We start from the raw sequence: 26,931 nt of genomic DNA on the forward strand, positions 1-26,931 counted from the left end.
ACGTAAATCGCTACTTGTCCCCAGTCATCGTTTATTATTATTCATGGCGAATGATCCTGTTTTCTATTGCAACAGGGTCAATCGCCATTTTTGTTTACAGTTATCTGGATTGGACCTGGGTTGCAATTCCCTGGTTGCCTGTTTCGCTGGTGGGTACAGCGACCGCTTTCTTTGTTGGTTTTAAAAACAATCAATCCTACGACCGCAGCTGGGAAGCGCGAAAAGTCTGGGGCGCAATCACGAATTACAGCCGCGCATTTGCCGCAGCATTACGGGGTTTCACCGAAGACGGCGAAATGGATAATGAAGTGCGGATTATGCTGCACCGGCACGTTGCCTGGCTTTATGCATTGAAAAATGCGATGGAGCAACGAACCAGCTGGGAGCATAAGGACAGGGCGAGTGAACGCCAGCGCATGGCATTGCACAGATCGCAAAACCCTTGTGAACAGGAGATTGTGAAAAACCTTTCCGCAAGTGAGTTTGCTGCGCTTAAAACGAAGAAGAATATGTCAACGCAAATCCTGGATATTCAGTCACAGCATTTGCGGCGGCTGCGGGAGTCTGGTAGGGTGGACTCTTTTCAGCAGGTGGCTTTGCAGGAACTGATTTCCAACCTTTATGATGAGCAGGGCAAAAGCGAAAGGATCAAAAACACGCCGTTTCCGCGTCAGTATGCGACCACTTCAAACCTGTTTATTTTTGTTTTTATGACGCTTCTGCCATTTGGATTGCTACAACAATTTGTCGAGCTGGGCGAAAAATATATGTTATTGCTTATTCCATTCAACATGATTGTCTCCTGGGTGTTCATGTTCATGGAGTATGTGGGCGACATTAGCGAAAATCCGTTTGAAGGCCTTTTAAATGATGTTCCAACGGGCACGATTGTCCGCAACATTGAAATTGATATCATGGATATGCTTGGCGATGAAGCGGTTCCCGATCGCCTGCCACCATATGTCGGTGTTTTGTTTTAAACTTTCGCGCGTAAATTTTCCGCTGCTTTTTCAACGGTCTGGTTGATGCGTTGCTGGCGTGTTTCCGGTCTTTTTGCATCTGAAATCCACGTGAGCATCAGCCGCCGGGCGGACTGCGGAAATGCCAGGAAATTCTTAAATGCTGTTTCGTTTTTGTCAAACAATTCTTTCAAATCGGCTGGTATAACGGAGTTTTCAGCATCATTTAATGCGTCCCAGGTTCCGGTTGCTTTGGCAAGATCGATGAGTTTCTGTCCGGCTGCTGTCATCAATCCGGCTGCGGTCAGTCTGGCGACGCGTTCTTTGTTGAGACCGCTCCATTTGCCATTCACTTTTCTGGGCGTGAACATTTGATAACTGCTTGTCTCATCCCGTTTGACTGATTTCGAATCGATCCACCCGAAGCACAATGCTTCTTCAACCGATTCTGCGTAGTTAATGCTGGGCGTTTTGCTGGATTTGTGGTGCAGGATCACCCACACGGCCTTTTCCGTTTCCCCGTTTTGCGCCAGCCAGTTGCGCCACTCCGTCCGCGTCGGTGCGTAAAAGGCCTTGATATCGTTTTTCGTTTCCATCTTGTTTGAATTTATAAACCAAAGATAAAAGCAGCGTGTGACAGCCTTATGTCAGGAGTTTTGTTAAATTAAAGGATCTAACGACAATTTTATGAGTGCTCAACCGGGAAAGAAGAAAGCAATTTTATTTGGAGCCAGCGGGTTCGTCGGTTCTTATTTGCTGGAAGGTTTATTAAATCATCCTGATTACAAATTGGTTACCATTGTGGTCAGGAAAAGCTTGCCAGTGGTTCATCCAAAACTCAAAATGCTGATCGGCGATTATCAGTCGTTACCAGGCCTGCAAAATGAAATCGTCGCGGATGAGATTTTCATTGCACTTGGCACGACGAAAAAAAACACACCGGATCAGAAGATCTATTATCAGGTCGATCATGATTATCCGGTGCTTGCGGCGAAGATGGCCAGAGAAGCTGGCGCGAATTCAGTCTTTCTGGTTTCAGCCGTGGGGCCAGACGCCAATTCGAGCATTTTCTACGTCCGGACAAAAGGCGAAACGGAACGGGACATTATCGCGCTTGATTTTCCGCATACACATATCTTTCGCCCGTCAATGATCATGGGCAGCCGCAAAGAAAGCCGGCCACTCGAAAAAACCTTTATCAGTATTTTTTCAATGGTCAATCCGCTGTTAATAGGCGGGCTCAAAAAGTTCAGAGGCATTGAGGGAAAAGACATCGCGAAGGCAATGATTGCCGCTGCGAAAAAACGAGCGGCGAAATTGAAAATCTATGAATGGGAAGAAATGATGGCGAATTTAAACCCTTAATGATCCGCGAAAACCTCTTGCCGCATAATAAGACTCTGCACCATTGTGGTAAATGAACACCCTGCCGAAACGGCGATCCCCGAAAATAGCGCCGCCCACTTTTCTGATCTCCGCAGGTGTTTTCAGCCAGCTTGACGTTTTCAGATCAAAGTTTCCGAGCTGCTGCAAATGCTGATACTCATCCTCTGACAGGAGTTCGATGCCCATTTCTGCCGCCTTATTCACCGCGCTGTTTTCCGGTTTATTGGCTTTTCTGGATTCCAATGCCTGGTGGTCGTAGCAAAAACTTCTCCGTTCTTTCGGGCTTTCTGCGGCACAATCGAAAAAGATAAATGCATCTGCTTTTTCGTCGTAACCAACCACATCGGGTTCACCGCCAGTCACTTCCATTTCGTCAAGCGTCCACAACTTTTCCGGATTGGCTTCTAGTTTGGCTTGCACTTTGGCCCATTCCAGGCCCTTATGCCGGTTCATATTTTTTTCAAATCGTGTTTGCAATGTTTTAAGCAGTTCTTCACTTTGCTGCGGCGATAATGTCTTTTTAGTGTTGCTCATAGGGTTTGGTTTTTAATGTAAAGGACGGTTTTTAGCAAATTGGGTTATGCACTTTGATATTGTTTTTCAAGCGTCATTTGAGTCGTAAGCCTGCGAGAAGCCGGTCTGAAATACCAGGAAACAATGGTCAGGACAAGCAGCAGCGACGGTCCGAAAAGTTCTTTGGCGCTATCCTGCACTGCCATATGCGAGAAAATTGCACCTGACATTGCGAAGAAAAAGCCTGCATAAGTCCATTCTTTGAGTAAAGGAAACTTTGGAACAAGTATAACGATGACGCCGAGGATTTTCCAGACGCCGAGGATGGTGAGGAAGTAAGCCGGGTAACCTAATCGCGTCATCATGGCGAGTTCTTCGTCCATTTTGATCAGCTGTACAATGCCCGTCGATGCCATTCCGAGTGCGAGCCAGAGGGTTGTAAACCAATAAATGATTTTGTTGCGCTTTGTCATGATCGTCTTATTTGAGTTTGCCCACTATTTCCTGAATGCGGTTATGCGCCATGTTAAGGCCTTGTGCAAAAGGCATTTGCAGCATTTTGTCACGGTCTTCCACTGATTTGTAGATGATCTGCATGGTCAGTTTGCTTTTGTCGTCCGTTATTTTTTCAAAGTCCAGAAATTCAAGCTGGATCGGAAAAGGCGTATTTTCCATTTCGAAAGTCCGGGTAATCCGCTGATTGTGGATGAACTCGGGAAACACGCCATTCGCTTTAAAAACGACATTTCCCTGCGCGTCCGACGTTTCAAATTGGTAAGTGCCATGCTTTTTGGTTTCCAGTTTCAGCACTTTCGTCCCCATCCACTGAGCGAAAATTTCCGGGTCGACATAGGCTTTGAATAGCAATTCCAGGGGCAGGTCAAATTCTCTTGTGATCAATAAATCCTGCTTGCCGTCTTCGGCATCAACTTTGGTTTTTCTTTCCATAAGACATTATTTTTCGGGTTTGTAATTCTTCATGATCTCCTCCAATTTGTTAAACCGGTCATCCCACATATTGCGGAACGGCTCAATGAAATCCGCGACCTCCTTCATCTTTTTTGCATTGATATGATAGTAAATCTCACGGCCATTCTGCTGTTGCCCAAGCAGTTCACACTCCGTTAATATGGCCAGATGCTTGGAAACAGTCGGCCGTGCCGTATCAAAATTTGCCGCAATCGCACCCGCCGTCATCGCCTGCGAAGCCACGAGCAGCAGGATTGCCCTCCGCGTAGGATCCGCAATCGCCTGAAACACATCCCGTCGTAAATTCATATCTCCTCTAATGCGTAGTTAAGTGGCTACAAATATATGTGTAGTCATTTAGCTACGCAAGTGTTTTATTCATTTTCTATTGAAATGCTCTGGAAGGATGATTAAGCAGTAAAACCGAATTGGTACGATTATTGAAAGGCCAATCTAAATTTACAACCACTAAAAATCTTACAAGATGAATATCGAACCGACTATTGACAAAATTAAGGACACAGTGCAGGGCGCTACGGAAACGGTGATTGAGAATCAGAACGTAGCCAATACAGAGCGGATCATTTCCGGTCTGGCTGGTCTTGTGCTTACATTATATGGCTTGAAAAGAAAAGAAACAATGCTGGGTAAAGGCCTTTCCATCGTGGGTGGGATGCTGATATCGAGGGCAACAACTGGTTTTTGCCCTGTTAATAAGGCGATAGGCCGGAATAGCTTTGTTGATGCACTTGCCTAAAATATTTTAACTAATAAAAGGGATTGAAATGAGCTTAAAACTCACTTTCAATCCCTTTTTTTATTGTGGTTCTGCTACGGCCTGCATCATAGAAGAAGCCCAGAATTCGTATAATTTTGTCCAGGCATCGGCAGTTTCGTCATCCCAGGCTTCGGCCAAAATGCTTTGTAATGTGCCGATCAGCGCTTTTCCTACCAGCGCGTAATGTTCGGGTTGGACGCCATAGTGCACATGCCGCTTTCCCATCGCATTGATTTCACTTTGAATGTCGTCCATCGTTTGCAGATGCATCACCATATAAGTGATCATTGCGCTGAACTTGGTCTGCTGACTTTCCATGTCCGATTTGAACATAGGCATTAAATAGGGCGCCGACTCAAAAAGTCGTTCGTAGAAAACAGCTCCCGGATTGTCAGGCCGCGCAATGACCTGACTCCAGGAATTTTTAATGATAAGCATGTCGCGATTGTTCATGGCTGATGATGTGACAGTGAAGATTTACATCGCCAAACTTATCGGTCTGCAAGCGCGCATCCTATTTTTGAAGGTATACAAAAGGTAACGTGCCAAAATTAGATCTCGAAATGCGGATTTAAATTGTCATCAGGTAATCGGTGAGGTTACTGTCTTCGGGCAAGTTGAGTTTCTTGCGGAGACGGTGCCGGGCGGTTTTTACGCTGTCGGGTGCAATGTTCAGCAATGTCGCAGACTCCTTTAAATTCAGATTAAGGCGGATTAATGCCGAAAGTCGGAGCTCGCCGCTGCTCAGGTCGGGATATTTTTTCTTCAAGTTGGTAAAGAAATCCTTGTGCACGCCTTCGAAATACAGTTTAAACTCATCCCAGTCCTTGTCAAGGTTAAAACTATAATCGATGAGATTGATGAGGCGGCTGAAAAGAGGCGAATGCGCATCGGCCGTGCGTGATTTTAAGGCCATTGAAATCGTCTGGCGGATGTCTTCGAGAATGCTGTTTTTTTGTATCAGGTTCAATGTGTGCGTCGTAAGCGCCTTATTTCGAAATTCCAGCTCGCTCATCAACTGCTGCTCTTTCTCCTGCCTGCTGAGCAGCTCAATTTTCGCAAGTGCCTGTTGCGCCGTATGCACTTCCCGGTCCGACCGCACCTTCAAACGCTGGCGGTTAAATGCAAGCGCCAGAACAACTAGTCCGCAAACCAACGCCACCGCAAGCATATTTCTGTGCGCATAGCCCAGGTCTTTTTCGTTTTGAAGTAATTGAATCTCATGCTGTTTTCTTTTCGCTTTCATAATGCACGAGCAGGTTCGTGATCTTGCTCGAATTCTCAGCATTGAAAAGAGAATCTTTCAGCGTGCTGGCAAGTTGCTGGAAATGATATGCATTTGTAAAGTCTCTGCGGTCGCCGTAAGCCGTGGCCAAACCCTGGTATGATTGCTGCAATGCTGGCCGGATGCCCGTTTCGAGCGCAAGTGCTTTTGCTTTTTCAAAACTTGCAATCGCGTCGCTAGTCGCGTGCAGCTGGGTGTGAACCTGACCCAATCCGTTATACGAAGTCACCATGAGCCGCTTGCTCTGAAACTGTTCGTTAATGGCCAGTGAATGTTTGTAGCGTATTTTTGCCTCGTTATAATCTTGCTTTTGAATGTATATTTCGCCCAGATTATTCAGACAAATGATTTGGCCATTGCTATCCTTGAAACTTTCAAAAAGTGCAAGCGCTTTATCGGCATTAAGGATTGCGATATCGAATTTCTTTTGCTTTGTGTAAATGCTGGCGATGTTGATCAGCGATCCGGCCACCGATTTTTGATTCTCCAGCCGCCTCCCATATTGCCTTTGCCGCATTGTATGATTTCAGGGCTTCTTCGAAATTCTTTTGATTTTTATAAATGTTGCCAATGCTGTTAATGTTGCTGGCCATTCTTTTTTTATCGTCCAGTCCCTCGAATATCGCCAGGGATTGCTGATAATTGTCCAGCGCCAGATCATAATTTCCCTGCTCGCCGTATATCATCCCTATGTTGCTCAGCGCCCTGCCATAACCAATCTGATCGCCGAGTTTTTTGTATAGATTCTTGCTCTGCTCGTAAAAGGCTTTTGATTTGGGATAATCATTTTTTTGCCAATAATAAATCCCAATTCCCTGATAACTTTTCGCTTCACCTCTTTCGTAATTGATTTTCTTTGCCAAACTCAGCGCTTTTTCATTGTAAGTCAGCGTCTTGGCTGGGTCAGTCGACCAATATTCGATGCCGATATCCACCATCAGGTTTACTTTCAAAGTGTCTTCGGACGCACTTCGGAGCACATTTTCGAGACTGTCAATTTTGGGGGATTGGGCAAAAAGGGATGTTGTGAGGAATGAGAGGAATGCAATGCTGCTTAGTTTCATTGGACGGGCTGTGAGTAGTTTAGCGCGTCAAAATTATAGCATTCGAAAACCTTAATGCTTACCGTTAACTTAGAATAGTCATAAAAGTGCAATAAGGAAGACCTGTAAATCGCATCGCAGATTAATGTCAGTCAACGGTCAGCGATATCGCCGTTGCCAGATTTTATACCAGTTTTTATTTTTAGGATAATGGCGGTGCGATGCCCGATTATTGACAACCAAAGCAACGAGCAACAAAATAAGAACGCCGCTTAAGACATGGGCTCAACACGTAAATGTAACCCAGGGAAGTGATTTTTTCGGAGCCAATGTTCGCAATGAGCGCCGTAGCGCCGCCTGGCGGGTGGAGCGTTTTGGCTCATTTGCATTGCTACGATCGAGAGCGAAACCGCGAGTGCGGACGCCAGCCAGATTTCGCCGGGAAATAATTTGTGAACCGTTACGCCGACGAGCGCGCAGATCAAGTGCCCGCCGATGAGGTTGCGGGGCTGCGCAAGCGGACTATTAATAATGCCATAAATCAGGACTGACGATGCGCCGAATGATCCGATCAAAAACACATTATCGGATTGTGTGAACTGCGAACTGTTGATATAACCGATCAGTGCGATGCCCAGAAACGAGCCGACAAAGGTCCAGAAATGATCATTAAAATCAATTAAGGTCTCTTTATATATGACATACCGCGCCATACGGGCATGTTTTCGCAATCTTTTTCTCAATGTAAGGCAACTATTTTTGTTAAAGCTGCAAAGATAATCTGTTTCATCTCAACTCATAAAAAAGCGCTCGCCGAAGTTTGTGCTCCGGCCAGCGCCCTGAATGCTAACTTTTTATCTTGCTTATTTTGTCGCTTCCTTCACTGCCGTGATCGGAAATTCGCCGTCTTGTGAAACGATTGTTCCTTTCAGCGAGTCGCCGTCCTGAGCCAATGTAACATTCAGCAAACCGCCTTGGAAGTCAAGTTTGAATGTAACTTTTCCCTGACCCACAACCAGTTCCTTCATTTCCATTCTGTCGGTTGAGCCCAGCGATCCGGACCATTTATCGTCTTTTTGTTCAAAAGTCATCGTGCCGGTTTCATATTCCGGCGGCACATTGGAAACGGTGTATTTCCAGGTTCCTGCCAGGTCATTTGCCGTCATGATGCCACGCGCTTGCACGGCAAACATGCTGATTGCGAAAATCGCAAGGAAAAAGTACTTCATTTTCATTTTTGAAAGGATTAGATTGTTTTACATGACTAACTGCGGGGTCAACCGCATTGCGTAAAATTAGAAATTCCATTCACATTCTTGTGAGGCGCAATGTTATATTTTTAATTGAAATAGCAAACGGCGGACTTACTCCGCGACCGGATCAAATTCTCGATTCGCTAAATGCTTCATCTATCAGCGATTGCATCAAATCACCAGCCGTTCCTGCTTTTAAATTAACCGCATTCTGTCCCGACCAGAATATGCTGAGATCCGTTCTTCCCTGTGCCAGTGCGGCTTCCCGGATCGGTCCTGATGAAGCGGGATTGTAATGGAAATGGCAGGACTTCTGTTTCAAAGCTAATTTCGTCCGATATCCGGTTGCTGATCATTCGTCCCATTCTGCCCGTCATCGATTTGGAAAGAACCGAATATCTCGCCTCTTCGGACAGCAGCATTGCCCGGTGTGGCGGTGTTGCGTTGGATTCGTCGGTAACCAGAAACGCAGTTCCGAGCTGAGCAGCATCTGCGCCGAGTGTCAGCGCTGCTCTGATGCCCTTGCCATCCATGATTCCGCCGGCTGCGATCAATGGTGTTTTTATTTTGGCTTTCAACTGTTGAACCAGCGCAAATGTGCCCGTCAGCGATTGCTCGGCAGGTTTCAAGAACGAAGGCCGGTGTCCACCCGATTCGAATCCGGATGCGACAATGGCATCAACCCCGGCTTCCTCCAATGCCAGGCCTTCATCGAGCGTCGTTGCCGCACCGACTGTTTTTATGCCCAGCCTGCGTGCTTCGTCCAATATTTCTTTGGATGGGATGCCAAATATGAAGCTGAAAACAGCAGGCCGCGCTTCGAAAATCGCGTCAACTTGTTTCAGGAATTTTGAAGGAATGTTCGAATCCAGTTCAGGAAGCGGAATGCTCAGCGCATCGAAATAGGGTTTGAAAAGCTGTTTTACCGCTTCAAGTTTCTCCGTAGGATAATTTTCCAGGCTGTCATCCACGTCAGAAACCCACAGATTTAAATTATAAGGCCGATTTGTTCTGGCCTTAATTTCTTTATCGACCGCCAGAATCTGCTCCGGAGTCAAAGTATAAGCCCCGAAACTGCCCAGTCCGCCTGCATTAGACACAGCCGCAACAAGCTCAGGCGTGGAAAAGCCACCGCCCATTGGCCCTTGCACAATCGGATATTCAATCCCCAGAAGCGATGTAATTCTTGTCTTATTTTTCATTTTTTCAATGCTTATTTCCTTATTAAACGCTCGGTAACATGCCAACTGCGTAGATATTTCCCGCCGCCTTCTTTTAGCCCATGTCAACCAATCATCAGATCCCATGAAATATATGGATAGAAAGACATTTTTAAAAGATTTATCCTTGCTGGCAGGCGCGTCGATCGTTTACGGACAAGCAGCTGCGGGCGATCCGTTTCGGAATAAGGCTAATTTCAAGCTCGGATTTGTGACTTATTTATGGGTGAAAGATTGGGGACTTGCCGACATTGATCAAAAACTGCACGGATACCAAAATCAACGGTGTCGAATTAAGGGTTGAACACGCGCACAACGTGATGCCCGAATTGACTAAGGCTGAGCGCATTGAAGTCAAAAAGCGATTTGCAGACAGTCCGGTCGAATTGATCGGGCTTGGCACGAATCAGCAATATGATTATCCTGATCAGGCCAAACTGAAATCTTCCATCGAACGCACCAAAGAATTCATCCGGTTAAGTGCCGATGTTGGCGGTTCAGGCGTGAAAGTAAAGCCAAACGGACTCCATGCAGACGTTCCCGTTGAGAAAACATTGGAACAAATTGGAATGGCATTGCACGAACTGGCTGCTTATGCCAAGGATTTTGGTCAGCAAATCAGACTGGAAGTGCATGGCGAGAAAACGCAGGAACTGCCTAATATCAAACAGATTATGGACTTCGCAAATCACCCGAACGCGAAGATTTGCTGGAATTGTAACAAAGAAGATCTGATTGGAGAAGGGTTTCAGCACAATTTTGATTTGGTCAAAAAATGGTTTGGCGACACCGTCCACGTCCGCGAGCTCGACCGAACCGATTATCCATACACGGAGCTCCTCAGTAATCTCGGCAAAATGGATTACAAAGGCTGGGTTCTACTCGAATGTCACACCAATCCCGAAGACAAAATAAAATCCATGAAAGAGCAACGCGCCGTTTTTGATCGGATGATTAAGAGTGTTTAGGGGTGAGGGTTTGCGATCCGGTGCGGAGGAAAGCAATGTAAATGTTAAAGGCAGATTATTGGCAGAAGGCCAATCCCGGAGGGATGCAATCTCGGTAGCCCAAAAGGCGACGCATAAGCCGTAAATCCCGGAGGGATGCAATCTCGGTAGCCAAAAAGGCGACGCATAAGCCGTAAATCCCAGAGGGATGCAATCTCGGTAGCCCACATAGATCCGCATAAAAAGTAAATCCCGGAGGGATGTAACGTGGTGCACATCGTTACATCCCTCCGGGATTTACGTTGTTATGAACGTTTGTTATTTCTACCAATATTTTATCCCTCTGGGATTTGCGTTTTATGAACCGCTGTTGTTCCTACCGATATTACATCCCTCCGGGATTTTTCATTGTTGTGAATGATTTTTTGTTTCTACCAATCTTTTATCCCGCTAAGATTTGCGTTTTATAAACCGCTCTTGTTCCTACCAATATTTTATCCCTCCGGGATTTACGTATCCGCCGAAAACTACATCTTAATCACACGCTTATCACGATCCTTAAACCACGTGTCTCTCACTTCGGCGATGCCGTTGAAGCGATATTGGAGGCCGACGATGCCGGCGGGGGCGTTGGGGAAAGTGAAATCTAATGCCTTTTTGCCATTGACGAAAATCTGCATTTGCTTGTCCCGGCACGTGACGCGCAACTTTGTCCATTGGCTCAGGTTGGCGCCGAAGCCGGAGAGGTCTGCGAATTTGCTATCAAACATTTTTCCGGCTGCATACATTTTCACATCGCCTATGCACGCCGGATTCGCGAGCGGAACGAAGATAATGTCGTCTTTGCATTGGATCAGCACTTCTACGGACTGACAAGTGTTGTTGCCTTCTTTATAATCATTACGCAAGGTCGTTTCGAAGTCAAAATTGTCGTTCATCAATGTGCCCATATCGCGCTGATTGAAAAACCGGATCTTGGGTGCAACTGGTTTTAGCTCAAAATTATTGGCTTTCAATAATGCTTCATCAATCCGGATTCCGTCTGACATAGTAATGTCTTTTTTGTCGAAATAAAACGGTTTTTCATCCATTTCAACAAGCCCGAGCCAGCCGTCCGTTGCGATCTGAACGACGTGCCTCTTGACAACTTGTCCGTCGACGATAAGCCGTGCATTGAAATAGCCGGGATGATAATAGATTGCAGAATGCTTTGTCTGTGTCTTGGAAACCAGCGTTTTACGCGTGATGTCCCAGGTTTGCACAATGTAAACGGAATCGGTTTTTGCCTTTGAGGCGTCGTATGTGAAGACAACCGAATTAGGCACGCCTTCGGTCAGGACTTTGTCGGCCTTGAAAGCAAAATGTGCCGGATCGGCTGTTCCGGAACCGAGGACTTTTTGATAAATAAAATAACCGGCAATGATCAGCAAAAAAACGCCCGCAACGGTCCATGAAATGTTGGTCTTGTTTTCTTTGGCAGGTTTTTTCTGCGCATCTGCTTCGATTAAGGGAGGCACGGCTTGCTTAATAACCGGGCTGCTGTTTTGTTTGGCAAAATCCCGCCAGTCGTTGTAACCGGCAAATTGCGCAATGGTGTTAAGCGTCGCAATGTTCGGCGCGTGGTCGTATTTGATTCTTCCCCAAACGCGTTTCAACGTGGTGACGCTGAGCCGGACTTTTGTTTTCTCGAAAATCGCTTCACTCAATTTCTCAAAGTCGTAATTGGACCAATCTGCGCTGCTGCCCCAGGAAAGCATGACTTCGATCTTTTGAAGACAAGCCTTAATGAGATCGGTTTCGGAATTATTTGACATGGCTGTTTGAATTGTATCAACACAAGGCGCTGATCCGACAAATCTATTGGTTCAATGGCTTTTTCCCGTCAAACTTTGTGTTCACGAATGGCGTAAACTGCCCTTTAAATTGTCTTCTTTACACAGCAAAATTGTATTTGACAAGTTCTAGTTTTGATGCATATCAAGACCATTCATTCCTGTGCTTTCCCTAATGTTGCTATGCGTGCGTATCCTGGTGCGAATTCTCAAAATGATCCGGTCATTGTGGCCGATGCTGCTTCGGCTGTTGTACAAACCAGTTACGGAAAAGTAGGCGGCTACATCCGTCAGGGCGTGTTTACATTTAAAGGCATTCCATATGGCGATGCAAAGCGTTTTTTTTCTGCCGAAAAACCTGCTGCATGGGAAGGTGTCCGCAGCTGCAAGGCTTATGGCGCCACTTGTCCTACGACCCAGGCGCCTGTGTTTACGGATGAACTGGAATTTGCTTTTCAGCCTAACCGCGGTTACAATGTGGACGAAAATTGCCTTAACCTGAACATTTGGAGCAATGAAATCAATCATTCGGCTAAAAAACCGGTGATGGTCTGGCTGCATGGCGGAGGCTTGGCTGGCGGTTCGGCGATTGAGTTTCCTTCATTGGATGGCGAAAATCTTGCTCGCAACGGCAATGTTGTTGTCGTTAGCCTTAATCATCGACTCAATGTGCTGGGATTTTTGGACCTTTCCGGCTGGGGCGATGCGTATGAACATTCGGTTAATTTGAGGTTTAAAGGACATGGTTGCTGCATTAAAATGGGTGCGTGACAACATTGCGAATTTCGGCGGCGATCCGGATAATGTCACGATCTTCGGTCAATCGGGTGGGGGCGCGAAGGTGATTTGTCTGATGAATTTGCCAGCGGCTAAGGGGCTTTTTCATAAGGCCATTGTGCAGAGCGGGAGTTATCTTAATCATTTTACAGAAAAAAGTCTTTCCCAAAAAATCACAGCTGCGCTTTTAGACGAGCTCAGTTTAAGCGCTGATCAGATCGGTGTTTTGCAAACAATGCCTTATGAGCAGCTTGCCCAAGCTGGCGTAAATGCCTTGGAAAAAGTGCAGGCAACGCTCGCACCTGACGAAGCGCCAAGGCTGGGCCTGGAATGGAATGTGGTGCTGGACGGCATTTATTTTACCAATCAACCGCATGAACCGGCATCACAAGCACTTACTGCCGACATTCCACTGCTGGTGGGTTCGGTCAAAAATGAGTTTGTGCCGTTCGAGATTGATTTGCGGAAAATAACATTGCAGGAAGCGCAGACCATGTTGCAGGAAAAGTTTGCAGGAAATGCGCCCGCCTTCATCGCCGAGTTACAAAAAGCCTATCCGGAATGCACCGATCCTGCTGATTTGGTTTCACTTGATTTGCTGTTCAGGCCATTTGTTATTGCACATGCCGATCAAAAATCACTGTCAAGAGCCGCGGTTTACACTTATTTGTTTACCTGGCAGTCGCCTATGCTGGACAAGTCGCTGCGCGCGGTGCACAATATGGATCTGGCATTTGTATTCGACAACATTGCCCGTTGCGAGGCCATGAACGGCGGGAGTGCGGATGCTTATCAGCTTGCATCATCCGTGAGCAAAGCCTGGGTGCAATTTGCGGCGACTGGGAATCCCAATCATGAAAATCTCCCGCATTGGCCAGCTTACACGACAGAAAATGGTGCTGTAATGATATTGGATTCCGTGTGCGAAGTCCGAAATCACCACGATACGGCTTTGATGGAAATCGCTGCAACGGTTAAATAATGCGCTGAAAACAGCAGCTGGCAAAAATTATGCAACGCGATAAATTAATTGTGTAAGGCTTCCGGAACGGCGCTGAACTAACTTTGTATAAAATTACAGAGTTATGGAAACAACGATTTCAGGTAAGAAGAGCGGTTCAAAAACCGAACATATAAAACAAACTTTTCCCGTGCTGGGCATGAGTTGCGCGGCATGTGCAGTGAGTGTGGAAAGCATGCTTAAATCAATGGAAGGCGTGCATGATGCGGGCGTGAATTACGCCAATCAGACGGCCTGGGCTGATTTCGACAGCTCCGTTTCGCCATCAGAGCTCCAAAACAGCGTCCGCTCAATTGGTTATGACCTGGTTGTGGATGCGGAAGATCCGGGGCAAGTGCAGGCCGAGGCACAGGAAAATCATTACAACGAGCTAAAAAAGAGAACATTATGGGCATCGATCTTGTCCGCACCGATTGTTATCATAGGCATGTTTTTCATGGAAGGATCGGCGCATGCGCTGCCTTACGGGAACTGGATTATGATGGCGCTGGCTGCACCTGTGGTTTTTGTTTTAGGTAAAAGCTTCTTTATCAATGCCTTCAAACAGGCGCGTCACGGCAGGGCCAACATGGACACGCTCGTTGCGCTGAGCACCGGCATAGCATTTCTTTTCAGCACTTTCAATACCATTAATCCGGCTTTCTGGCATGCACGCGGCTTGCATGCGCATGTGTATTTTGAGGCGGCGGCGGTTGTGATTGCGTTTATTTCATTGGGTAAACTTTTGGAAGAAAAAGCGAAGTCAAACACGTCGTCGGCGATCAAAAAACTGATGGGATTGCAGCCGAAGACGGTGACCGTGATCCGGCAAGGCAATGAAGAAGTGATTCCCGTCTCGGAAGTTGTGGTTGGTGATGTGATTCTTGTAAAACCAGGCGATAAAATCCCCGTAGACGGCGTAACGACCGAAGGGACATCATTTGTAGACGAAAGTATGATCAGTGGCGAACCCGTTCCGGTCGAGAAATCAGAGGGACAAAAGGTGTTTGCCGGAACGATCAATCAAAAGGGAAGCTTTCGGTTTAAGGCACAGAAAGTGGGCGGCGATACGGTGCTGGCGCAGATTATCAAAATGGTGCAGCAGGCGCAGGGCAGTAAGGCGCCGGTGCAAAAGCTGGTGGATAAAATCGCCGGTATTTTCGTTCCGGTCGTGATTGTGATCGCTTTGGTAACGTTTGTTGCGTGGATGATTTTTGGCGGAGAAAATGCTTTTACACACGCCTTGCTAACGTCTGTAACCGTGCTCGTTATCGCTTGTCCGTGCGCATTGGGACTCGCTACGCCTACGGCCATTATGGTTGGTGTGGGAAAAGGTGCGGAGAACAATATTTTGATAAAAGATGCTGAAAGTCTGGAACTTGCACACAAGGTTAACGCCATTATTTTAGACAAAACAGGCACCATAACACAGGGAAAACCGACGGTAGCGAATGTTCATTGGGCAGATCAAAATTCCGATCAAAATCTGCTGGAAAGCATTCTACTTGCGATTGAGTCACGTTCCGAACACCCACTGGCTGACGCTGTTGTCGACTATTTGAGAAAGGATCATGTGGCTGCTGCATTGCAATCATTTGATAGCATCACCGGCCAGGGTGTGCAGGCTGTGAGCAACGGCATGACTTATTATGTCGGCAATAAAAAGCTAATGTCATCCCGCAACCTCAACATTCAAGGTGAACTTGGAACATTGGCTGAAAAGTGGCAAAATGAAGCGCAAACGGTCATTTACTTTGCCGATGAGAAACAAATTTTAGCAGTGATCGCCATCGCCGATCAGGTGAAAGCAACTTCTCGCCAGGCCATCGAAACCTTGCAGCATATGGGCATTGAAGTGTATATGCTAACAGGAGACAACAGCCAAACTGCCGCGGCAGTGGCCAATCAGGTGGGTTTGAAACATTATAAGGCCGAGGTGATGCCGTCGGAGAAAGCGGATTTTATTCAAACATTGCAGCGTGAGGGGAAAGTGGTGGCAATGGTTGGGGACGGAATCAACGACAGCCATGCATTGGCGCAGGCGGATGTAAGCATTGCCATGGGAAGAGGTTCGGATATTGCTATGGACGTTGCTAAAATGACATTGATCACGTCTGACCTGAATGTGATTCCGAAAGCGCTTAAACTGTCTGCAAAAACGGTCAAAACGATCCGGCAGAACCTGTTTTGGGCATTTATTTACAACCTGATTGGAATTCCGGTTGCAGCCGGTGTGCTTTATGCGGTCAATGGATTTTTGCTGGATCCAATGCTGGCGGGCGCGGCGATGGCATTGAGCTCGGTTTCAGTGGTGAGCAATAGTCTGCGATTAAAAGCGATGAAATTGTAATTTCAAAATCTTTGATTAATTATGCTGTAAGGCATCTTTGGCCAAAGCATTGAAATTGAAAACCCATGACCATCCCGATTAAAAATAAACTGCTGGAAGACGAGCTTTTCCGGATCAAGCGAATGAAAGAGGTGATTAAGACGACCAATCCGCACGGTCATAAAGATTACCTCGAAATCATTTTTCTGCATGAAGGAGCCGGTTTACATCGCATTGATCATCAGTCGTTTGACGTGCAGCCATTTTCGTTATATATGATCATGCCGGGACAGATCCACAGCTGGGAACTGACCGCTGTTCCAAAAGGATTTGTGATCATGCTGCAAAAGGATTTTCTCCTTAACCAGCCGTTTTACGACCATTTGTTTCAAACTTTCCCGAGAACATTCAAGAGCGGATATGCGCTGGACCATGTTCACGCGACGATCTCGGATATTTTTACAAACATTGAAAACGAGTACAACCAGAAGCAGGAAAATTTTCATGCAGTAATCCAGACCTATCTGCAACTCCTTTTTAATTTGCTGAAACGCGAAGCGGGACCGGAGCAGGTCGCACCATTTCCGGAGCAATTGAAACAGTTTCTCAGCGAACTGGACACTCATTTCAAAACAGATCACGAAATCGGTTTTTACGCAAGTCAGCTGGCGATCACGTCAAAAACACTCAATAATCTCTGTAAAAAAACACTGGGCAAAACGGCGGGTGAAATCATTACCGAAAAGTTGAATATGGAAGCAAAAAAGCTCTTGTTGTATTCAAATCAAACCCTTTCTGAGATTGCCTATGAGCTGGGTTTTAGTGATCCTTCTCATTTCAACAAGTTTTTCAAACGACAAATCGGCGTTCTTCCTGCCATTTATCGCAAGGGAATTTCCTGAATGTACCAGTTATTGATCGTAATCTACTAAGTCTACTAGTTTGCAAGAGATATATTTGCCTGCTCAATCATTACGGGCAGGCGAAATTTATTCAGAATGAAATTTTTTATTACAATCCTGGCCTTATGGGTTGCAGGTTTGTCGGCATACGCACAAAATAACTTCCGTATCGAGGGCCAGGTGACGGATAAGGAAACGAAAAAGCCGCTCGCATTTGCTTCACTGGCATTATACAAAAGTTCTGATTCAACATTGGTTAATGGTCTGATCACCAATGAGTCTGGTAACTATCGTTTTGAAAATGTAGCACAGGAAAAGTATTACATTGAAGCACAATACATTGGATATTATAAGTTTCGCCTCACGCTTCCCGCATTAGCCGGTGCAAGCCTTATGCAGCCCGTCGAGCTCAGCGCTGATGCCCGAACATTGCGCGAGCTGAATGTAGTAGGAGATCGGGCGGGAGTGGAAAACAAAATTGACCGGCAGGTTTACCGCGCAGATAAATTTTTGGGAAGCCGGGGCGGCACTGCCATCGATGTGTTACGGAACACGCCTTCGGTGACGGTGAATAGCGAGGGCGACATTACATTGCGCGGATCAGCCGGATTTCTGGTGCTTGTTAATGGCAAGCCCGTGCAGTCGGATCCTACTTTGGTGCTGAACCAGATCGCCGCAAACCTGATTGAAAATGTGGAAGTGATCACTTCCCCATCCGCGCGGTTTGACCCGGATGGGAAGGCCGGCATCATTAACATTACGACCAAAGCGCCGCAGGCAGGCGAGCGTTCGTTTTCTGTCAATGTGCAGGGCGGGCTGCCTGCAATCCATACTTACAATAATTTGAAGAATCCACTCCGGTTTGGCGGCGACGCGGCTTACAACATTCGCACTTCCAAATGGGATTTTCAGATTAGCGGAAGTTACCTGCGTAACGACATTGCGGGCAGGCGCGTAGGCGATGTGAACACGACGATTGACAACATTTTTACTTCCTTTCCGTCTGATGGCGAGCGCAGCTTTATTCGCTACAATTACACCGGCCGCACATCGCTCACTTACACACCGAATGCCAATAATGCGTTTTCAGCCGGTTTGTACAAAGGTTACCGGTCACAGGCGCGGCGGGCAGATATCGTTTACAACAATACGAAAACGGATTTGAGCACTCAGGAAAATGTGGGCCGCATCACCTATTTCAATTCCAACATTGCCAAGAAAACTGCGGATATCACGCTCGGAAATTTAGATTATACACACACATTCATCAATAAATCGACGCTCAGCGTCTCGGGGCTTTATGAGCAGGCCGACCTGGAAGGACTAACTACGAACGTAAACCTTGCCGAGCCGGACCGTCAGAATGTTTTGCAAAACACGCGTAACCCGAGCGAAAATCCTTTGACAGCCTATCGGCTGCGCGCGGATTACAGCATTAATGTGCTGAAAGGAAAGTTTGAAACGGGTTATCAATTCCGGAATCAGGAGCAAAAAGGAAATTTTCAGTATTTAAACCAAAATCTGGAAACCGGCGCCTTTGACATTGTGCCTGAATTCAGCAGCAATACGAAGGTTTTGCAGAAAATCCATTCGGTTTATGGTCAGTATGGCGCGAAGGCGGGCAAGCTGGAATACATTGCGGGTTTGCGTTATGAATATGCGACGCGGGCGTTCACGGCAGGCAATGATGCGGTCCGTAACCTCAATTTATCGAACCTTTTTCCAACATTGAATCTGCAATATCAGGCTAGCAAAACATTTAAAGCGAAAGCGGGTTACAGCAAACGCGTGCAGCGCGCGACCAACGCCGAGCTCAATCCGTTCCCCGAGCGGGAGCATTCGGAGACTTTGGAATCGGGCGATCCTGAGATTTTACCTGAGTTTATAGATTTGTCAGAAATCGGCGTGGTTAAAGACTTTGGAAAGGGAAGTGCATTTCTTACGGCTTATAATCAGCGCATTAAGAATGTGGTCAACCGCGTGAACAGCGTCTATAACGACACAATTTTGAACCGGATTTACACCAATGCCGGCATAGCGACTTCGTGGGGAGTTGAAGCGGGAACGACCTTGCAACTTGCTAAGTGGTGGCAGTTTTATGCCGGCGCAAATGTTTACGATTACAAGATCAAAGGCTCGCTTTTTAACAATGATGTCGCTGTAAACAACTCAGGGATTGTATATTCCGTCAATGCGAACACGGGTCTGAAGTTATCTTCGACGATGAATGTGCAGCTGACTGTCAATTATTTATCTAAAAGAGTCACTGCGCAAGGAACGGATTCACAGTTTTTCAATCCGGCCCTTTCTGTTAAAAAGACGTTCATGAAAGGCAGGCTGTCAGCATTGCTGCAATGGCAAAATATCGATATGGGATTATTGGGATCGAATGAGCAGCGCATTACGACATTTGGGAAAAACTTTTTTACAACGACCAATTACATTCAGGAAACGGATATTTTCATGCTTAATCTGAGTTACAACCTCAACTCGCTGACCAGAAAAACGAAGCTGCCGGTCAGTGAATTTGGGGATAAGGAGTTTTGATCCGGCTTCACACAAACCGAAAAGTAATTAATGGTGACTTTTAAACATTGGAATCGTCAAATCTGACGGGAATTTGTAGTTTTGAAGACCCGGCTAAGCTTTATTTTGATCGGGCCCCCTTCACATGAATTTTATTTTACTGCCCGTTTCGGCGTTTTTGCTGTTCATTGTTTGCTATTTATCGCTGTCAGGCGAAGGCATTTATACAAAGGTCAGAATCGCCATAATCCAGTCGTTGATAGCGTGTGCTGTGCTAGCGTTCGTCTACAATGAGGTGTTTTCAACGTTTAATGGCATTAATTCTATCAGCGCCGCATGGTTCTGGATTACGGTTGTCTTATCGCTTTGCGCTTATCTTTTTTATCAAAGAAAAAGTAACCCGCTTAGTTTTAAACATTTAGCCGATTGGAGGCCACTCATGCAGCTTCGAGGCATGAGCCGAACGGCGAGGACTGCGGTCATTTGCTCAATCCTATTTTACATCGTTCCGCTGCTTTTTCTGGCCATTTATTCGCCGCCAAATAATTTTGACACGCATAGTTACCATTTGAACCGAATCCTTTTCTGGATCGACAATGGTAATCTGGACCATTTCCCGACGCAGCATATTTTCCAGTTGTATCTCAATGTCTTCGCAGAATATCTGGTGCTGCACACCGTCTTACTTTCAGGATGTGACCAATTTGCAGGATTAATTCAGTTTGGATCATTTATCGGATCATTGGCAGCTGTGAGTTTGATCGCCAAAAAACTGGGGATGAAAACCAGCGGTCAGCTGCTCGCAGCCATGTTTTTGCTCACATTGCCCATCGGGATTTTTGAAAGCACAAGCACGCAGGTCGATTACGTTGCCTGTTTTTTCTTCATCGCATTTGTCTATTTCGGCATCGAGCTGCTCGAAAAGAAAAGTTTCAGCACGCTACTCGCCATGTTGTTATCGCTCGTTTTCGGCGGCTTTACAAAATACACCATTCTGATTTTTGCGATTCCTTTTACAGCCTATTTCGCTGTCCGGATTTTGATTCAGTACAAGATCCTTTATGCTGTACAAGTGCTGGCGCTGGCTGTTGGCCTGTTCTTTCTAGTCTTCACTGCCTTCTTCGTTCGCAATTATTCGCTGTTCGGGAGTGTAATGAGCCCGCCGGAAGAGACAAGGCTTTTTGCAGAGAAAATTCCAGTCGACAAACATGGTTTTCTTTTCACAATTTCCGGGATTGTCAAGAATGCGAGCCTGCATATGAGCTTGCCTAATACTGCTTATAATCAGGTTATTGAACAGCAAATAAGAAATTTGCACGACACGATTGGCGTAGACATTGACGATCCCGCGCTCCGGCTCGACTGGTTCCGTGTACGCTACTCCGTTCATGAAGATATGGCGGCAAATACTTTTCATTTCTGGTTGATCATTGCTGCGTCACTGCCCTTATTTTTCATGCGCGGGCGATGGGAAATGAAGTGGTTATGGCTTTGCGCGATCCTGGGTTTTGTGCTGTTTTGTACGTTATTGAAATTTCAGCTTTGGAGCAGCAGAACGCACATGCCATTTTTCGCGATAGGCGGTTTGCTTGTCAGCTATGTTTTTTCTCACGTCCTGCGCTGGAAAATCCTTCTGATCGCAATGCCGTTGTTTTTGCTTTCTTCGGTGTTCGTTTACGGAAATCCTAACAAGGCACTCGTCCCGCTCGTTTACCTCACCCAAAACTTTATTGCACACATTCCTGTCGCCATTTGTTCGTCTGATGAAACACAAACAAAGCTTTTTCAAGATCAGTTGAGCCCTTATTATACTTTCGTTGAAGGACAAACTTGCCATCCGCTCAAACAATGGCCGGGATATGCGGAGCGGCTGCGGATTTTCAGGATGCTGGATAAATTAGGTTATTATGATGAAGATAAAACAGCAACCGTTTTCGCAACCGAAAGGGAAAAAAGTTACTTTCTGAGCCACCAGCTGGATTACGACAGTTTCAAGCCATTGCTGACACACATTAATGGTGACAAGAAAAACATAGGCGTGCTTTTTCGAAATGATTTCGGATTTTATCATTACTGGGCAGCTGCGGCGACAAAAGTGGCTCAGCCCGGGCAAATGCAATACATTCGTTATCGGCGCGAATTGGCTGCCTTACCCAATGCACAGAAACCATTTTACTACGATTACGTGCTGGCCGACGACGCCGGATTAGCCGAGACATTCATCCCGAAGGCGAACATTGATACGATATACAAAGCGCCGCGGCTGTGCCTGGTTAAGCTCAAACATAAAAGCGCTGAGCGGCTTTTGTTTTAACACTTTGTAAAGAACCAAAAAAGGAGCTGCCCCGTTGTAAAATTGTGTCCATAACCAAAATGGGCATGATTGCACGAACGTTATTTGCACCTGAATGAATTCTTTTTTCGACAAGAAATACGACAAACCGGTCATTAAGAAAAACCAGCCGGACGACTCCTATAAATTTCAGCCACTTCCAGCACCTTCCGGAAAATATCCATATCATCTTGATTTAGAAGATGTTCAGTCATTAAATGATCGGAATAAGCTTGCATTTCACATGCTTGGCGACACGGGAAGCATTCGCAATCCGGATTTTCAGAAACTCGTTGTCGGGGAAATGATCAAGCAATATCAGCAAACGGATGGCACAGGGCTCGAACCCATGTTCTTGTATCATTTGGGGGATATCGTTTATAATTTTGGTGAAGCAAGCCAGTATAAGCGTCAGTTTTTTGACCCTTACCAGAAATATCCTGGGCCGATTTTCGCAATCCCGGGCAATCACGACAGCGACGTCAATCCCGACAGCCGCGTTTCGTACAAAAGTCTGGATGCATTTACGAAGGTTTTTTGTGATAAACAGCCGCAAACGGTTTCTTTCAGCGGCGGTGCAGCGCGCAAAAGTATGACCCAGCCTAATGTTTTCTGGTCATTGATTACGCCCGTTGCGCGCATCATCGGCATGTATGGCAACGTGACCAAGTTCGGCAACATTACGCCGGATCAGAGAAAGTGGCTGCTGGAAGAGTTGCGCAGCGCGGACGCGGAAAGGCCGGATAAAGCGATCATTCTATGTGTGCACCACGCGCCTTATTCAGCGGATATTAATCACGGTTCGAGCTTGCAAATGATCCAGTTTCTGGATGGTGTTTTCGAACAGACCGGCGTGCGGCCGGATATTGTTTTTAGCGGACACGTCCACAATTATCAGCGATTTTCGAAACGCTATTTTGACGGAAAAACCGTTCCTTTCATTGTTGCAGGCGGAGGCGGTTATGATGAGCTGCACGCCGTGGCTTCTGTAAATGATTCACGTTTTACGGGCAGCAATGCGCTTTTTAACAATGTTTCACTGGAAAATTACTGCGATAACAAGCACGGGTTTTTGAAAGTTTTAATCGAAAGAACAGATAAAGGACTTCGTCTGACGATCGAATTTTATGCGCTTCCGCATGAAAAAACGATCGAGCCAGGCATGAATGCTGTCCTGACCGATCGTTTCGAGATTGAAATTTAGCAGTTATTGCTTAAAAGTAATTTTAGAAAGCGTCATCAATGGTTCGACCGGTTTGGCCTCATCATTTTTGAACACGAGGTAAATGTCATGTTTGCCGCTCGTAGGCTGAATATTCACCACAACCGGAGCGCGTGTTGGACGGCGGGGAGGCTTGACGGTTTCGCCAGGCTTTTTCTGACTTTCCATTTCTGCCATCAGCTTTGCCATATCCACCTCAGGGGCGACTTCCACTTGCTTTTCACCCACCAATGTGCCCGTAGGTGAGTCCAGGTGGATTTCAATTTTTCCGCCTAATGCACCTTCGCGTTTTTGCGCAGCCGCATTCATTTCAAGCTCCTTAATTCCCGTCAAATCCAGCTCTTTGAATGCCAGAAAGCTGTTGGCAAAAGTTACTACGCTGAAACCGAGGCCAGCCGTGCCGAGTGCTTTCATTTCAGCGCCCTGCACCACAGGTGCTTCGGCAGCATTGATTTCAGGGCTTCTCAACACGATCATTTCTTCGGTTGTCTGCGCCGGGATCGCTTTGTTTCCGCTTACGGATCGGTCTGTAAATGCCGCACGGATCAGCACGGTGCCTTTTCCATTGTCTTTTTCGGGAATTTTGGGTGTATACTCACCTTTAACCGGCAATGTGCTCAGCGTTTTATCCGTGCTGTTAAGAATGTATTTCACAATTGTTTCCGCATCAGCAATGGGCAAAGCAGGGTGGGCGGCCATCGCCACTTCTCCCCAAACGCCAGAGCCGCCTTTCAGAATTTTTTCAACCAGCTTTTCTGAGACACCCGGCTGTCCTTTGTACTTATTGGAAATGTCCGCAAATGAAGGGCCAACTGACTTTGTATTAGGCTGATGGCAAACCTTGCAATCGCTTTTTCCGATTAAAACCTGCGCCACGGCAAACTGCGTGCTTGCATCCACACTCCGCTGACCCTGAATCACTTCCGCATAATCAAAGCCTTCCGACGCGTAATCAATGCTCACCGCGATCTGATCCGCTTTTATCTTTCCGTCAGAAAGACTTCCATCTTCCTTATCAGCCACATCGACAGCATAAGGAATTGGTTTTCCGGCGAAAAAGAATGTTTTATTGCCTTCCAGATTAACCGTCACTTTTGGTGGTTCATTGCCCGCGATGATCTTGATCGACTGTGAGTTTGCTGCGCCTTTGGCATCAGTAACCGTCAGATTTGCGGTGTAAACGCCTGGCTTGGCAAATGTTACGGTTGGGTTTGCAGTGTTAAATGTTTGTGGAGCAGCGCCGGTTCCTGTGATTTTCCAGTTGTATTTCAGCTTGTCGCCATCAAAATCTTTTGTCCCGTCCGCCGATAACTTAGCCTGAAAAGGAACGGTGCCGCCTTTTTTGTCGGTTGAAACCTGCACGATCGGTTTGCGGTTTCCGCCATTGTATTCGATCCGGATTAATCTAGAATTCTCGCTTTTTCTGAACCAGTTGCTGCCATATTCCAGCACATATAAATCGCCGGAAGGACCAAATTTAATGTCGATAGGCTGAACCGGATGATAATTTGGCAGCACGCGCTCCATCGACTGGTAATCACCGTTTTCGTTCATGGAAATCGCCATGATCCAGCCGCGGGAAAAGTCTGCGGCGATCCATTTATTTTCGTAATAAGCCGGCCAGGGGCGGGAAGGCGCTTTGAAATCCGAGCGGTGATAAACCGGACCGCCCGTTGCGCTTCGTGAACCTGAACCCACCAGCGGAAACTTGTCAGAAACGCCATAAGGATAGTAAATGAAGTTCGGAGCTGTCGGCATCAGCTCTTTGAGGCCGGTGTTATTTGGCGACTCGTTCATCGGCTTAGCCGGATCTTTTTTAGCCAAAGGTTTATTTGCAGCATAATCATAAACCGGAAATGCCTGATTGTCACCCACAAACCAAGGCCAGCCGAAATTCCCCGGCTTACGCGCCTGGTTCATTTCATCATAACCTCTCGGCCCAATCTCAGAATCTTCACTCGCATCCGGACCCACTTCTCCCCAATATAAATAGTCCGTTTTGCTATCAACGGAAATTCGCCACGGGTTCCTGTGACCCATTGAATAGATTTCCGGACGTGTTTTGGCTGTGCCTTTCGGATAAAGATTTCCTTCGGGAATGGTGTAAGAACCGTCTGGCTCGGGATGGATTTTAAGAATTTTTCCACGCAGGTCATTGGTGTTTCCTGCATGTCCCTGGTCGTCCCAGCTGGCGCGTCCGGGACGCTCGTCAGTTTGCGCAGCCTTCTGATTTCCAGTGTTATTGCCGACTGTCAGATACAGATTTCCCGCTTTGTCCCAGGTCATGCCGCCGCCGGTGTGGCAGCAAACCTCTCGCTGGGTTTCAACTTCGAGCACCGTCTTTTTAGAGCTTTCGACCAGCTGCTCATCCGTTATTTCAAAGCGTGCGAGAATGTGTTTTTTCTCGGTTGGATGGGCGTAGTAAAGGTAAATCCAGTGGTTTTTTTCATAATTGGGATCCATTGTGAAGCCCATTAATCCTTCTTCGGCTTCCCGCGAAACTCCTTCTGCGCTGGTGTATTTCGTGTTTACCGGAATGGTCGCAATCAAGTCCGTCGTTTTGGTCAATGGATTGTATTTTTTCAAAGCGCCTTTCCGCTCGGCAATGTATACGGAGCCGTCGGGGAGGACTTCAAAAACCATCGGCTCGTCGAGATTGTCGGCCACAACAATGGGCGTAAAACGGCTTTCATCCGGTTTTGGGGGCGTATCCTGCGCTGTAAAAGCGGCTAAGGAAATTAATGCAGCGCCCGAAATTGCGTTCTTCATCACGCGGGTCAGGCGCTGGTAACGAAAGTATAGGTTTGTCATAAATAGTAAACTTAGAGTTTACTGGAAATATAACAATAAATAACGAAAAATTCTTACTTCGTCATTTTCCCATCCAATGCTTGAAATCGCTCACCTTCTCACGGCTGACGAGCACTTCCTTATTGTGTAATGGCCGCAAGCTCAGCGCAAGCCGGTTTCCAAAATACGGGTCAATTTTGTCTTACAGATTTATGCGTGACCATCATGCCGCGGTTAATGCGGAAGAAGCGGTCGGGGTCAAGCACGTCTGCCAGTTCGTCCAATGTGTAGTCTACGAGCAGTTTTTGATTGTTATCGGTGATGAAAAAGCTGTAACGTTCCTCCGTAAAAAAGTACGCGATTTCACTCACCTCAACCGAAAGCATTTTTTGCCCTTGTTTGACCAGAAAACGTTGTCTGTAATCATTTCTGGCGGGTTGCCTGAAACTTTCAAGCAACTTTTTAATGCCTTCAAGCGAATCGGTTGCGGGTTGTGCACGCATGTTCTCATATTTCTGCAGGCTTCTCTGCAAGTCGTCACGGTGGATCGGTTTGAGCAAATAATCGATGCTGTTGAGCTTGAAAGCCTGCAATGCATATTCGTCATAAGACGTTGTGAAAATGATCGTGCTGCTCACCTGGACACGATTAAAAATCTCAAAGCTTTGGCCGTCAGATAATTCAATGTCCAGAAAAATTAAATCCGGATCTGCTATACCATTCTTTTGGTTAGCGGAAAGCCATTCCACCGTTTCTTCAATGCTGTCTGTAACGCCGCTAATTATTAGCGCCGGTGCGGTTTCGGTCAGCAGTTTCTTTAATCTCCGGACAGACAGGTCTTCGTCTTCAACAATGAGTGCGTTCATAT

At 46.5% G+C, this 26,931-nt stretch carries 26 protein-coding genes and 2 pseudogenes; 12 read left to right on the forward strand and 16 right to left on the reverse strand.

The features are described 5' to 3' along the window. Nucleotides 1-50 precede the first annotated feature (50 nt). Complete coding sequence (locus AC0IYG_RS15825) at nucleotides 51-980, forward strand: bestrophin family protein (RefSeq protein ID WP_471712050.1); 930 nt, start codon at nucleotides 51-53, stop codon at nucleotides 978-980. Here the strand turns inward: AC0IYG_RS15825 and AC0IYG_RS15830 are convergent. Then, nucleotides 977-1,555, reverse strand: coding sequence for a YdeI/OmpD-associated family protein (locus tag AC0IYG_RS15830; protein WP_471712051.1), 579 nt, complete (start codon nucleotides 1,553-1,555; stop codon nucleotides 977-979). The two genes, AC0IYG_RS15825 and AC0IYG_RS15830, sit on opposite strands and share 4 nt — an antisense overlap. 91 nt (nucleotides 1,556-1,646) lie before the next feature. Between AC0IYG_RS15830 and AC0IYG_RS15835 the strand changes: the two genes are divergently transcribed. Further along, nucleotides 1,647-2,324 carry an NAD-dependent epimerase/dehydratase family protein gene (locus AC0IYG_RS15835; protein ID WP_471712053.1) on the forward strand — a complete coding sequence of 226 codons (678 nt, stop codon included), beginning with the start codon at nucleotides 1,647-1,649 and terminating at the stop codon, nucleotides 2,322-2,324. On the opposite strand, the gene AC0IYG_RS15840 is transcribed toward AC0IYG_RS15835, so the two are convergent. From AC0IYG_RS15840 to AC0IYG_RS15855, 4 genes are read right to left on the reverse strand one after another with little or no spacing between them, the layout of a single operon-like run. Then, the gene (locus tag AC0IYG_RS15840) at nucleotides 2,313-2,879 is read right to left on the reverse strand and encodes a DUF4256 domain-containing protein (protein WP_471712054.1); all 567 of its coding nucleotides are present in this window, start codon (nucleotides 2,877-2,879) and stop codon (nucleotides 2,313-2,315) included. The genes AC0IYG_RS15835 and AC0IYG_RS15840 overlap by 12 nt on opposite strands. Nucleotides 2,880-2,923: 44 nt before the next feature. Next, nucleotides 2,924-3,331: a DoxX family protein gene (locus AC0IYG_RS15845; protein ID WP_471712055.1), complete on the reverse strand. Its 408-nt coding sequence runs from the start codon at nucleotides 3,329-3,331 to the stop codon at nucleotides 2,924-2,926. Nucleotides 3,332-3,338: 7 nt separating this feature from the next. Then, a complete protein-coding gene (locus tag AC0IYG_RS15850; RefSeq protein WP_471712057.1) occupies nucleotides 3,339-3,806 on the reverse strand; it encodes an SRPBCC domain-containing protein in 468 nt (155 codons plus the stop codon). A 6-nt stretch (nucleotides 3,807-3,812) separates the two neighbouring features. Continuing rightward, a complete protein-coding gene (locus AC0IYG_RS15855) occupies nucleotides 3,813-4,136 on the reverse strand; it encodes an ArsR/SmtB family transcription factor (RefSeq protein WP_471712058.1) in 324 nt (107 codons plus the stop codon). Between the two features lie 175 nt (nucleotides 4,137-4,311). On the opposite strand from AC0IYG_RS15855, the gene AC0IYG_RS15860 reads away from it, so the two are divergent. Further along, the gene (locus AC0IYG_RS15860) at nucleotides 4,312-4,584 is read left to right on the forward strand and encodes a YgaP family membrane protein (RefSeq protein WP_471712059.1); all 273 of its coding nucleotides are present in this window, start codon (nucleotides 4,312-4,314) and stop codon (nucleotides 4,582-4,584) included. A gap of 60 nt (nucleotides 4,585-4,644) precedes the next feature. Here the strand turns inward: AC0IYG_RS15860 and AC0IYG_RS15865 are convergent, their stop codons facing one another. From AC0IYG_RS15865 to AC0IYG_RS15900, 8 genes and pseudogenes are all read right to left on the reverse strand, one after another. Further along, a complete protein-coding gene (locus AC0IYG_RS15865) occupies nucleotides 4,645-5,058 on the reverse strand; it encodes a globin domain-containing protein (protein WP_471712060.1) in 414 nt (137 codons plus the stop codon). A 118-nt stretch (nucleotides 5,059-5,176) separates the two neighbouring features. Beyond that, nucleotides 5,177-5,851, reverse strand: a complete 675-nt coding sequence (locus AC0IYG_RS15870; protein ID WP_471712062.1) for a helix-turn-helix transcriptional regulator — start codon at nucleotides 5,849-5,851, stop codon at nucleotides 5,177-5,179. Next, nucleotides 5,826-6,362, reverse strand: coding sequence for a tetratricopeptide repeat protein (locus tag AC0IYG_RS15875; protein ID WP_471712063.1), 537 nt, complete (start codon nucleotides 6,360-6,362; stop codon nucleotides 5,826-5,828). The genes AC0IYG_RS15870 and AC0IYG_RS15875 overlap by 26 nt, the downstream gene beginning before the upstream one ends. Then, a complete protein-coding gene (locus tag AC0IYG_RS15880) occupies nucleotides 6,292-6,954 on the reverse strand; it encodes a tetratricopeptide repeat protein (RefSeq protein WP_471712065.1) in 663 nt (220 codons plus the stop codon). Before AC0IYG_RS15880 ends, AC0IYG_RS15875 begins: the two co-directional genes overlap by 71 nt. A 208-nt stretch (nucleotides 6,955-7,162) precedes the next feature. Continuing rightward, nucleotides 7,163-7,273 (reverse strand): hypothetical protein, encoded by a 111-nt coding sequence (locus AC0IYG_RS15885; protein ID WP_471712320.1) that lies wholly within the window; start codon nucleotides 7,271-7,273, stop codon nucleotides 7,163-7,165. Nucleotides 7,274-7,367: 94 nt separating this feature from the next. After that, nucleotides 7,368-7,646: pseudogene (locus tag AC0IYG_RS15890) on the reverse strand (HPP family protein); the annotation flags it as partial. Between the two features lie 150 nt (nucleotides 7,647-7,796). Next, on the reverse strand, nucleotides 7,797-8,168 hold the full coding sequence (locus AC0IYG_RS15895) for a hypothetical protein (protein WP_471712067.1): 372 nt from the start codon (nucleotides 8,166-8,168) through the stop codon (nucleotides 7,797-7,799). Between the two features lie 218 nt (nucleotides 8,169-8,386). Next, nucleotides 8,387-9,388 (reverse strand): NAD(P)H-dependent flavin oxidoreductase, encoded by a 1,002-nt coding sequence (locus AC0IYG_RS15900; protein ID WP_471712068.1) that lies wholly within the window; start codon nucleotides 9,386-9,388, stop codon nucleotides 8,387-8,389. A gap of 103 nt (nucleotides 9,389-9,491) precedes the next feature. On the opposite strand from AC0IYG_RS15900, the gene AC0IYG_RS15905 reads away from it, so the two are divergent. Then, the gene (locus AC0IYG_RS15905) at nucleotides 9,492-9,710 is read left to right on the forward strand and encodes a hypothetical protein (RefSeq protein ID WP_471712070.1); all 219 of its coding nucleotides are present in this window, start codon (nucleotides 9,492-9,494) and stop codon (nucleotides 9,708-9,710) included. 16 nt (nucleotides 9,711-9,726) lie between these two features. Beyond that, on the forward strand, nucleotides 9,727-10,374 hold the full coding sequence (locus AC0IYG_RS15910) for a sugar phosphate isomerase/epimerase family protein (protein WP_471712071.1): 648 nt from the start codon (nucleotides 9,727-9,729) through the stop codon (nucleotides 10,372-10,374). Between the two features lie 506 nt (nucleotides 10,375-10,880). Here the strand turns inward: AC0IYG_RS15910 and AC0IYG_RS15915 are convergent. After that, entirely contained in the window at nucleotides 10,881-12,167 is a 1,287-nt protein-coding gene (locus AC0IYG_RS15915) for a hypothetical protein (protein ID WP_471712072.1), read from the reverse strand. Between the two features lie 201 nt (nucleotides 12,168-12,368). Between AC0IYG_RS15915 and AC0IYG_RS15920 the strand changes: the two genes are divergently transcribed. The 7 genes from AC0IYG_RS15920 to AC0IYG_RS15950 all read left to right on the forward strand — a co-directional run bounded on the left by AC0IYG_RS15920 (nucleotide 12,369) and on the right by AC0IYG_RS15950 (nucleotide 23,255). Then, complete coding sequence (locus tag AC0IYG_RS15920; RefSeq protein ID WP_471712073.1) at nucleotides 12,369-12,956, forward strand: carboxylesterase family protein; 588 nt, start codon at nucleotides 12,369-12,371, stop codon at nucleotides 12,954-12,956. After that, complete coding sequence (locus AC0IYG_RS15925; RefSeq protein WP_471712074.1) at nucleotides 12,928-13,944, forward strand: carboxylesterase family protein; 1,017 nt, start codon at nucleotides 12,928-12,930, stop codon at nucleotides 13,942-13,944. Before AC0IYG_RS15920 ends, AC0IYG_RS15925 begins: the two co-directional genes overlap by 29 nt. A gap of 103 nt (nucleotides 13,945-14,047) precedes the next feature. Beyond that, the gene (locus tag AC0IYG_RS15930; protein ID WP_471712075.1) at nucleotides 14,048-16,312 is read left to right on the forward strand and encodes a heavy metal translocating P-type ATPase; all 2,265 of its coding nucleotides are present in this window, start codon (nucleotides 14,048-14,050) and stop codon (nucleotides 16,310-16,312) included. A gap of 65 nt (nucleotides 16,313-16,377) precedes the next feature. After that, nucleotides 16,378-17,193 (forward strand): AraC family transcriptional regulator, encoded by an 816-nt coding sequence (locus AC0IYG_RS15935; RefSeq protein WP_471712076.1) that lies wholly within the window; start codon nucleotides 16,378-16,380, stop codon nucleotides 17,191-17,193. A 96-nt stretch (nucleotides 17,194-17,289) separates the two neighbouring features. After that, nucleotides 17,290-19,740: a TonB-dependent receptor gene (locus AC0IYG_RS15940; protein ID WP_471712077.1), complete on the forward strand. Its 2,451-nt coding sequence runs from the start codon at nucleotides 17,290-17,292 to the stop codon at nucleotides 19,738-19,740. A gap of 124 nt (nucleotides 19,741-19,864) precedes the next feature. Then, nucleotides 19,865-22,033, forward strand: coding sequence for an ArnT family glycosyltransferase (locus AC0IYG_RS15945; protein ID WP_471712078.1), 2,169 nt, complete (start codon nucleotides 19,865-19,867; stop codon nucleotides 22,031-22,033). 94 nt (nucleotides 22,034-22,127) lie between these two features. Next, nucleotides 22,128-23,255, forward strand: coding sequence for a metallophosphoesterase family protein (locus AC0IYG_RS15950; RefSeq protein ID WP_471712079.1), 1,128 nt, complete (start codon nucleotides 22,128-22,130; stop codon nucleotides 23,253-23,255). Nucleotides 23,256-23,258: 3 nt separating this feature from the next. On the opposite strand, the gene AC0IYG_RS15955 is transcribed toward AC0IYG_RS15950, so the two are convergent. Beyond that, nucleotides 23,259-26,084 (reverse strand): PQQ-dependent sugar dehydrogenase, encoded by a 2,826-nt coding sequence (locus AC0IYG_RS15955; RefSeq protein ID WP_471712080.1) that lies wholly within the window; start codon nucleotides 26,082-26,084, stop codon nucleotides 23,259-23,261. 61 nt (nucleotides 26,085-26,145) lie between these two features. After that, a pseudogene (locus AC0IYG_RS15960) lies at nucleotides 26,146-26,929 on the reverse strand (LytR/AlgR family response regulator transcription factor). Nucleotides 26,930-26,931 lie beyond the last annotated feature (2 nt).

It is taken from the genome of Dyadobacter sp. AC419, assembly GCF_979253085.1.

Excerpts from the sequence above, each read along its gene's own strand:
- AC0IYG_RS15830 (WP_471712051.1), bottom strand. The coding sequence starts at position 1,555 with ATGGAAACGAAAAACGATATCAAGGCCTTTTACGCACCGACGCGGACG.
- AC0IYG_RS15940 (WP_471712077.1), top strand. The coding sequence starts at position 17,290 with ATGAAATTTTTTATTACAATCCTGGCCTTATGGGTTGCAGGTTTGTCG.
- AC0IYG_RS15865 (WP_471712060.1), bottom strand. The coding sequence starts at position 5,058 with ATGAACAATCGCGACATGCTTATCATTAAAAATTCCTGGAGTCAGGTC.
- AC0IYG_RS15845 (WP_471712055.1), bottom strand. The coding sequence starts at position 3,331 with ATGACAAAGCGCAACAAAATCATTTATTGGTTTACAACCCTCTGGCTC.
- AC0IYG_RS15840 (WP_471712054.1), bottom strand. The coding sequence starts at position 2,879 with ATGAGCAACACTAAAAAGACATTATCGCCGCAGCAAAGTGAAGAACTG.
- AC0IYG_RS15915 (WP_471712072.1), bottom strand. The coding sequence starts at position 12,167 with ATGTCAAATAATTCCGAAACCGATCTCATTAAGGCTTGTCTTCAAAAG.
- AC0IYG_RS15900 (WP_471712068.1), bottom strand. The coding sequence starts at position 9,388 with ATGAAAAATAAGACAAGAATTACATCGCTTCTGGGGATTGAATATCCG.
- AC0IYG_RS15905 (WP_471712070.1), top strand. The coding sequence starts at position 9,492 with ATGAAATATATGGATAGAAAGACATTTTTAAAAGATTTATCCTTGCTG.
- AC0IYG_RS15835 (WP_471712053.1), top strand. The coding sequence starts at position 1,647 with ATGAGTGCTCAACCGGGAAAGAAGAAAGCAATTTTATTTGGAGCCAGC.
- AC0IYG_RS15850 (WP_471712057.1), bottom strand. The coding sequence starts at position 3,806 with ATGGAAAGAAAAACCAAAGTTGATGCCGAAGACGGCAAGCAGGATTTA.
- AC0IYG_RS15930 (WP_471712075.1), top strand. The coding sequence starts at position 14,048 with ATGGAAACAACGATTTCAGGTAAGAAGAGCGGTTCAAAAACCGAACAT.
- AC0IYG_RS15860 (WP_471712059.1), top strand. The coding sequence starts at position 4,312 with ATGAATATCGAACCGACTATTGACAAAATTAAGGACACAGTGCAGGGC.
- AC0IYG_RS15870 (WP_471712062.1), bottom strand. The coding sequence starts at position 5,851 with ATGAAAGCGAAAAGAAAACAGCATGAGATTCAATTACTTCAAAACGAA.
- AC0IYG_RS15920 (WP_471712073.1), top strand. The coding sequence starts at position 12,369 with ATGCGTGCGTATCCTGGTGCGAATTCTCAAAATGATCCGGTCATTGTG.
- AC0IYG_RS15945 (WP_471712078.1), top strand. The coding sequence starts at position 19,865 with ATGAATTTTATTTTACTGCCCGTTTCGGCGTTTTTGCTGTTCATTGTT.
- AC0IYG_RS15910 (WP_471712071.1), top strand. The coding sequence starts at position 9,727 with ATGCCCGAATTGACTAAGGCTGAGCGCATTGAAGTCAAAAAGCGATTT.
- AC0IYG_RS15855 (WP_471712058.1), bottom strand. The coding sequence starts at position 4,136 with ATGAATTTACGACGGGATGTGTTTCAGGCGATTGCGGATCCTACGCGG.
- AC0IYG_RS15950 (WP_471712079.1), top strand. The coding sequence starts at position 22,128 with ATGAATTCTTTTTTCGACAAGAAATACGACAAACCGGTCATTAAGAAA.
- AC0IYG_RS15895 (WP_471712067.1), bottom strand. The coding sequence starts at position 8,168 with ATGAAAATGAAGTACTTTTTCCTTGCGATTTTCGCAATCAGCATGTTT.
- AC0IYG_RS15955 (WP_471712080.1), bottom strand. The coding sequence starts at position 26,084 with ATGACAAACCTATACTTTCGTTACCAGCGCCTGACCCGCGTGATGAAG.
- AC0IYG_RS15935 (WP_471712076.1), top strand. The coding sequence starts at position 16,378 with ATGACCATCCCGATTAAAAATAAACTGCTGGAAGACGAGCTTTTCCGG.
- AC0IYG_RS15825 (WP_471712050.1), top strand. The coding sequence starts at position 51 with ATGATCCTGTTTTCTATTGCAACAGGGTCAATCGCCATTTTTGTTTAC.
- AC0IYG_RS15925 (WP_471712074.1), top strand. The coding sequence starts at position 12,928 with ATGGTTGCTGCATTAAAATGGGTGCGTGACAACATTGCGAATTTCGGC.
- AC0IYG_RS15880 (WP_471712065.1), bottom strand. The coding sequence starts at position 6,954 with ATGAAACTAAGCAGCATTGCATTCCTCTCATTCCTCACAACATCCCTT.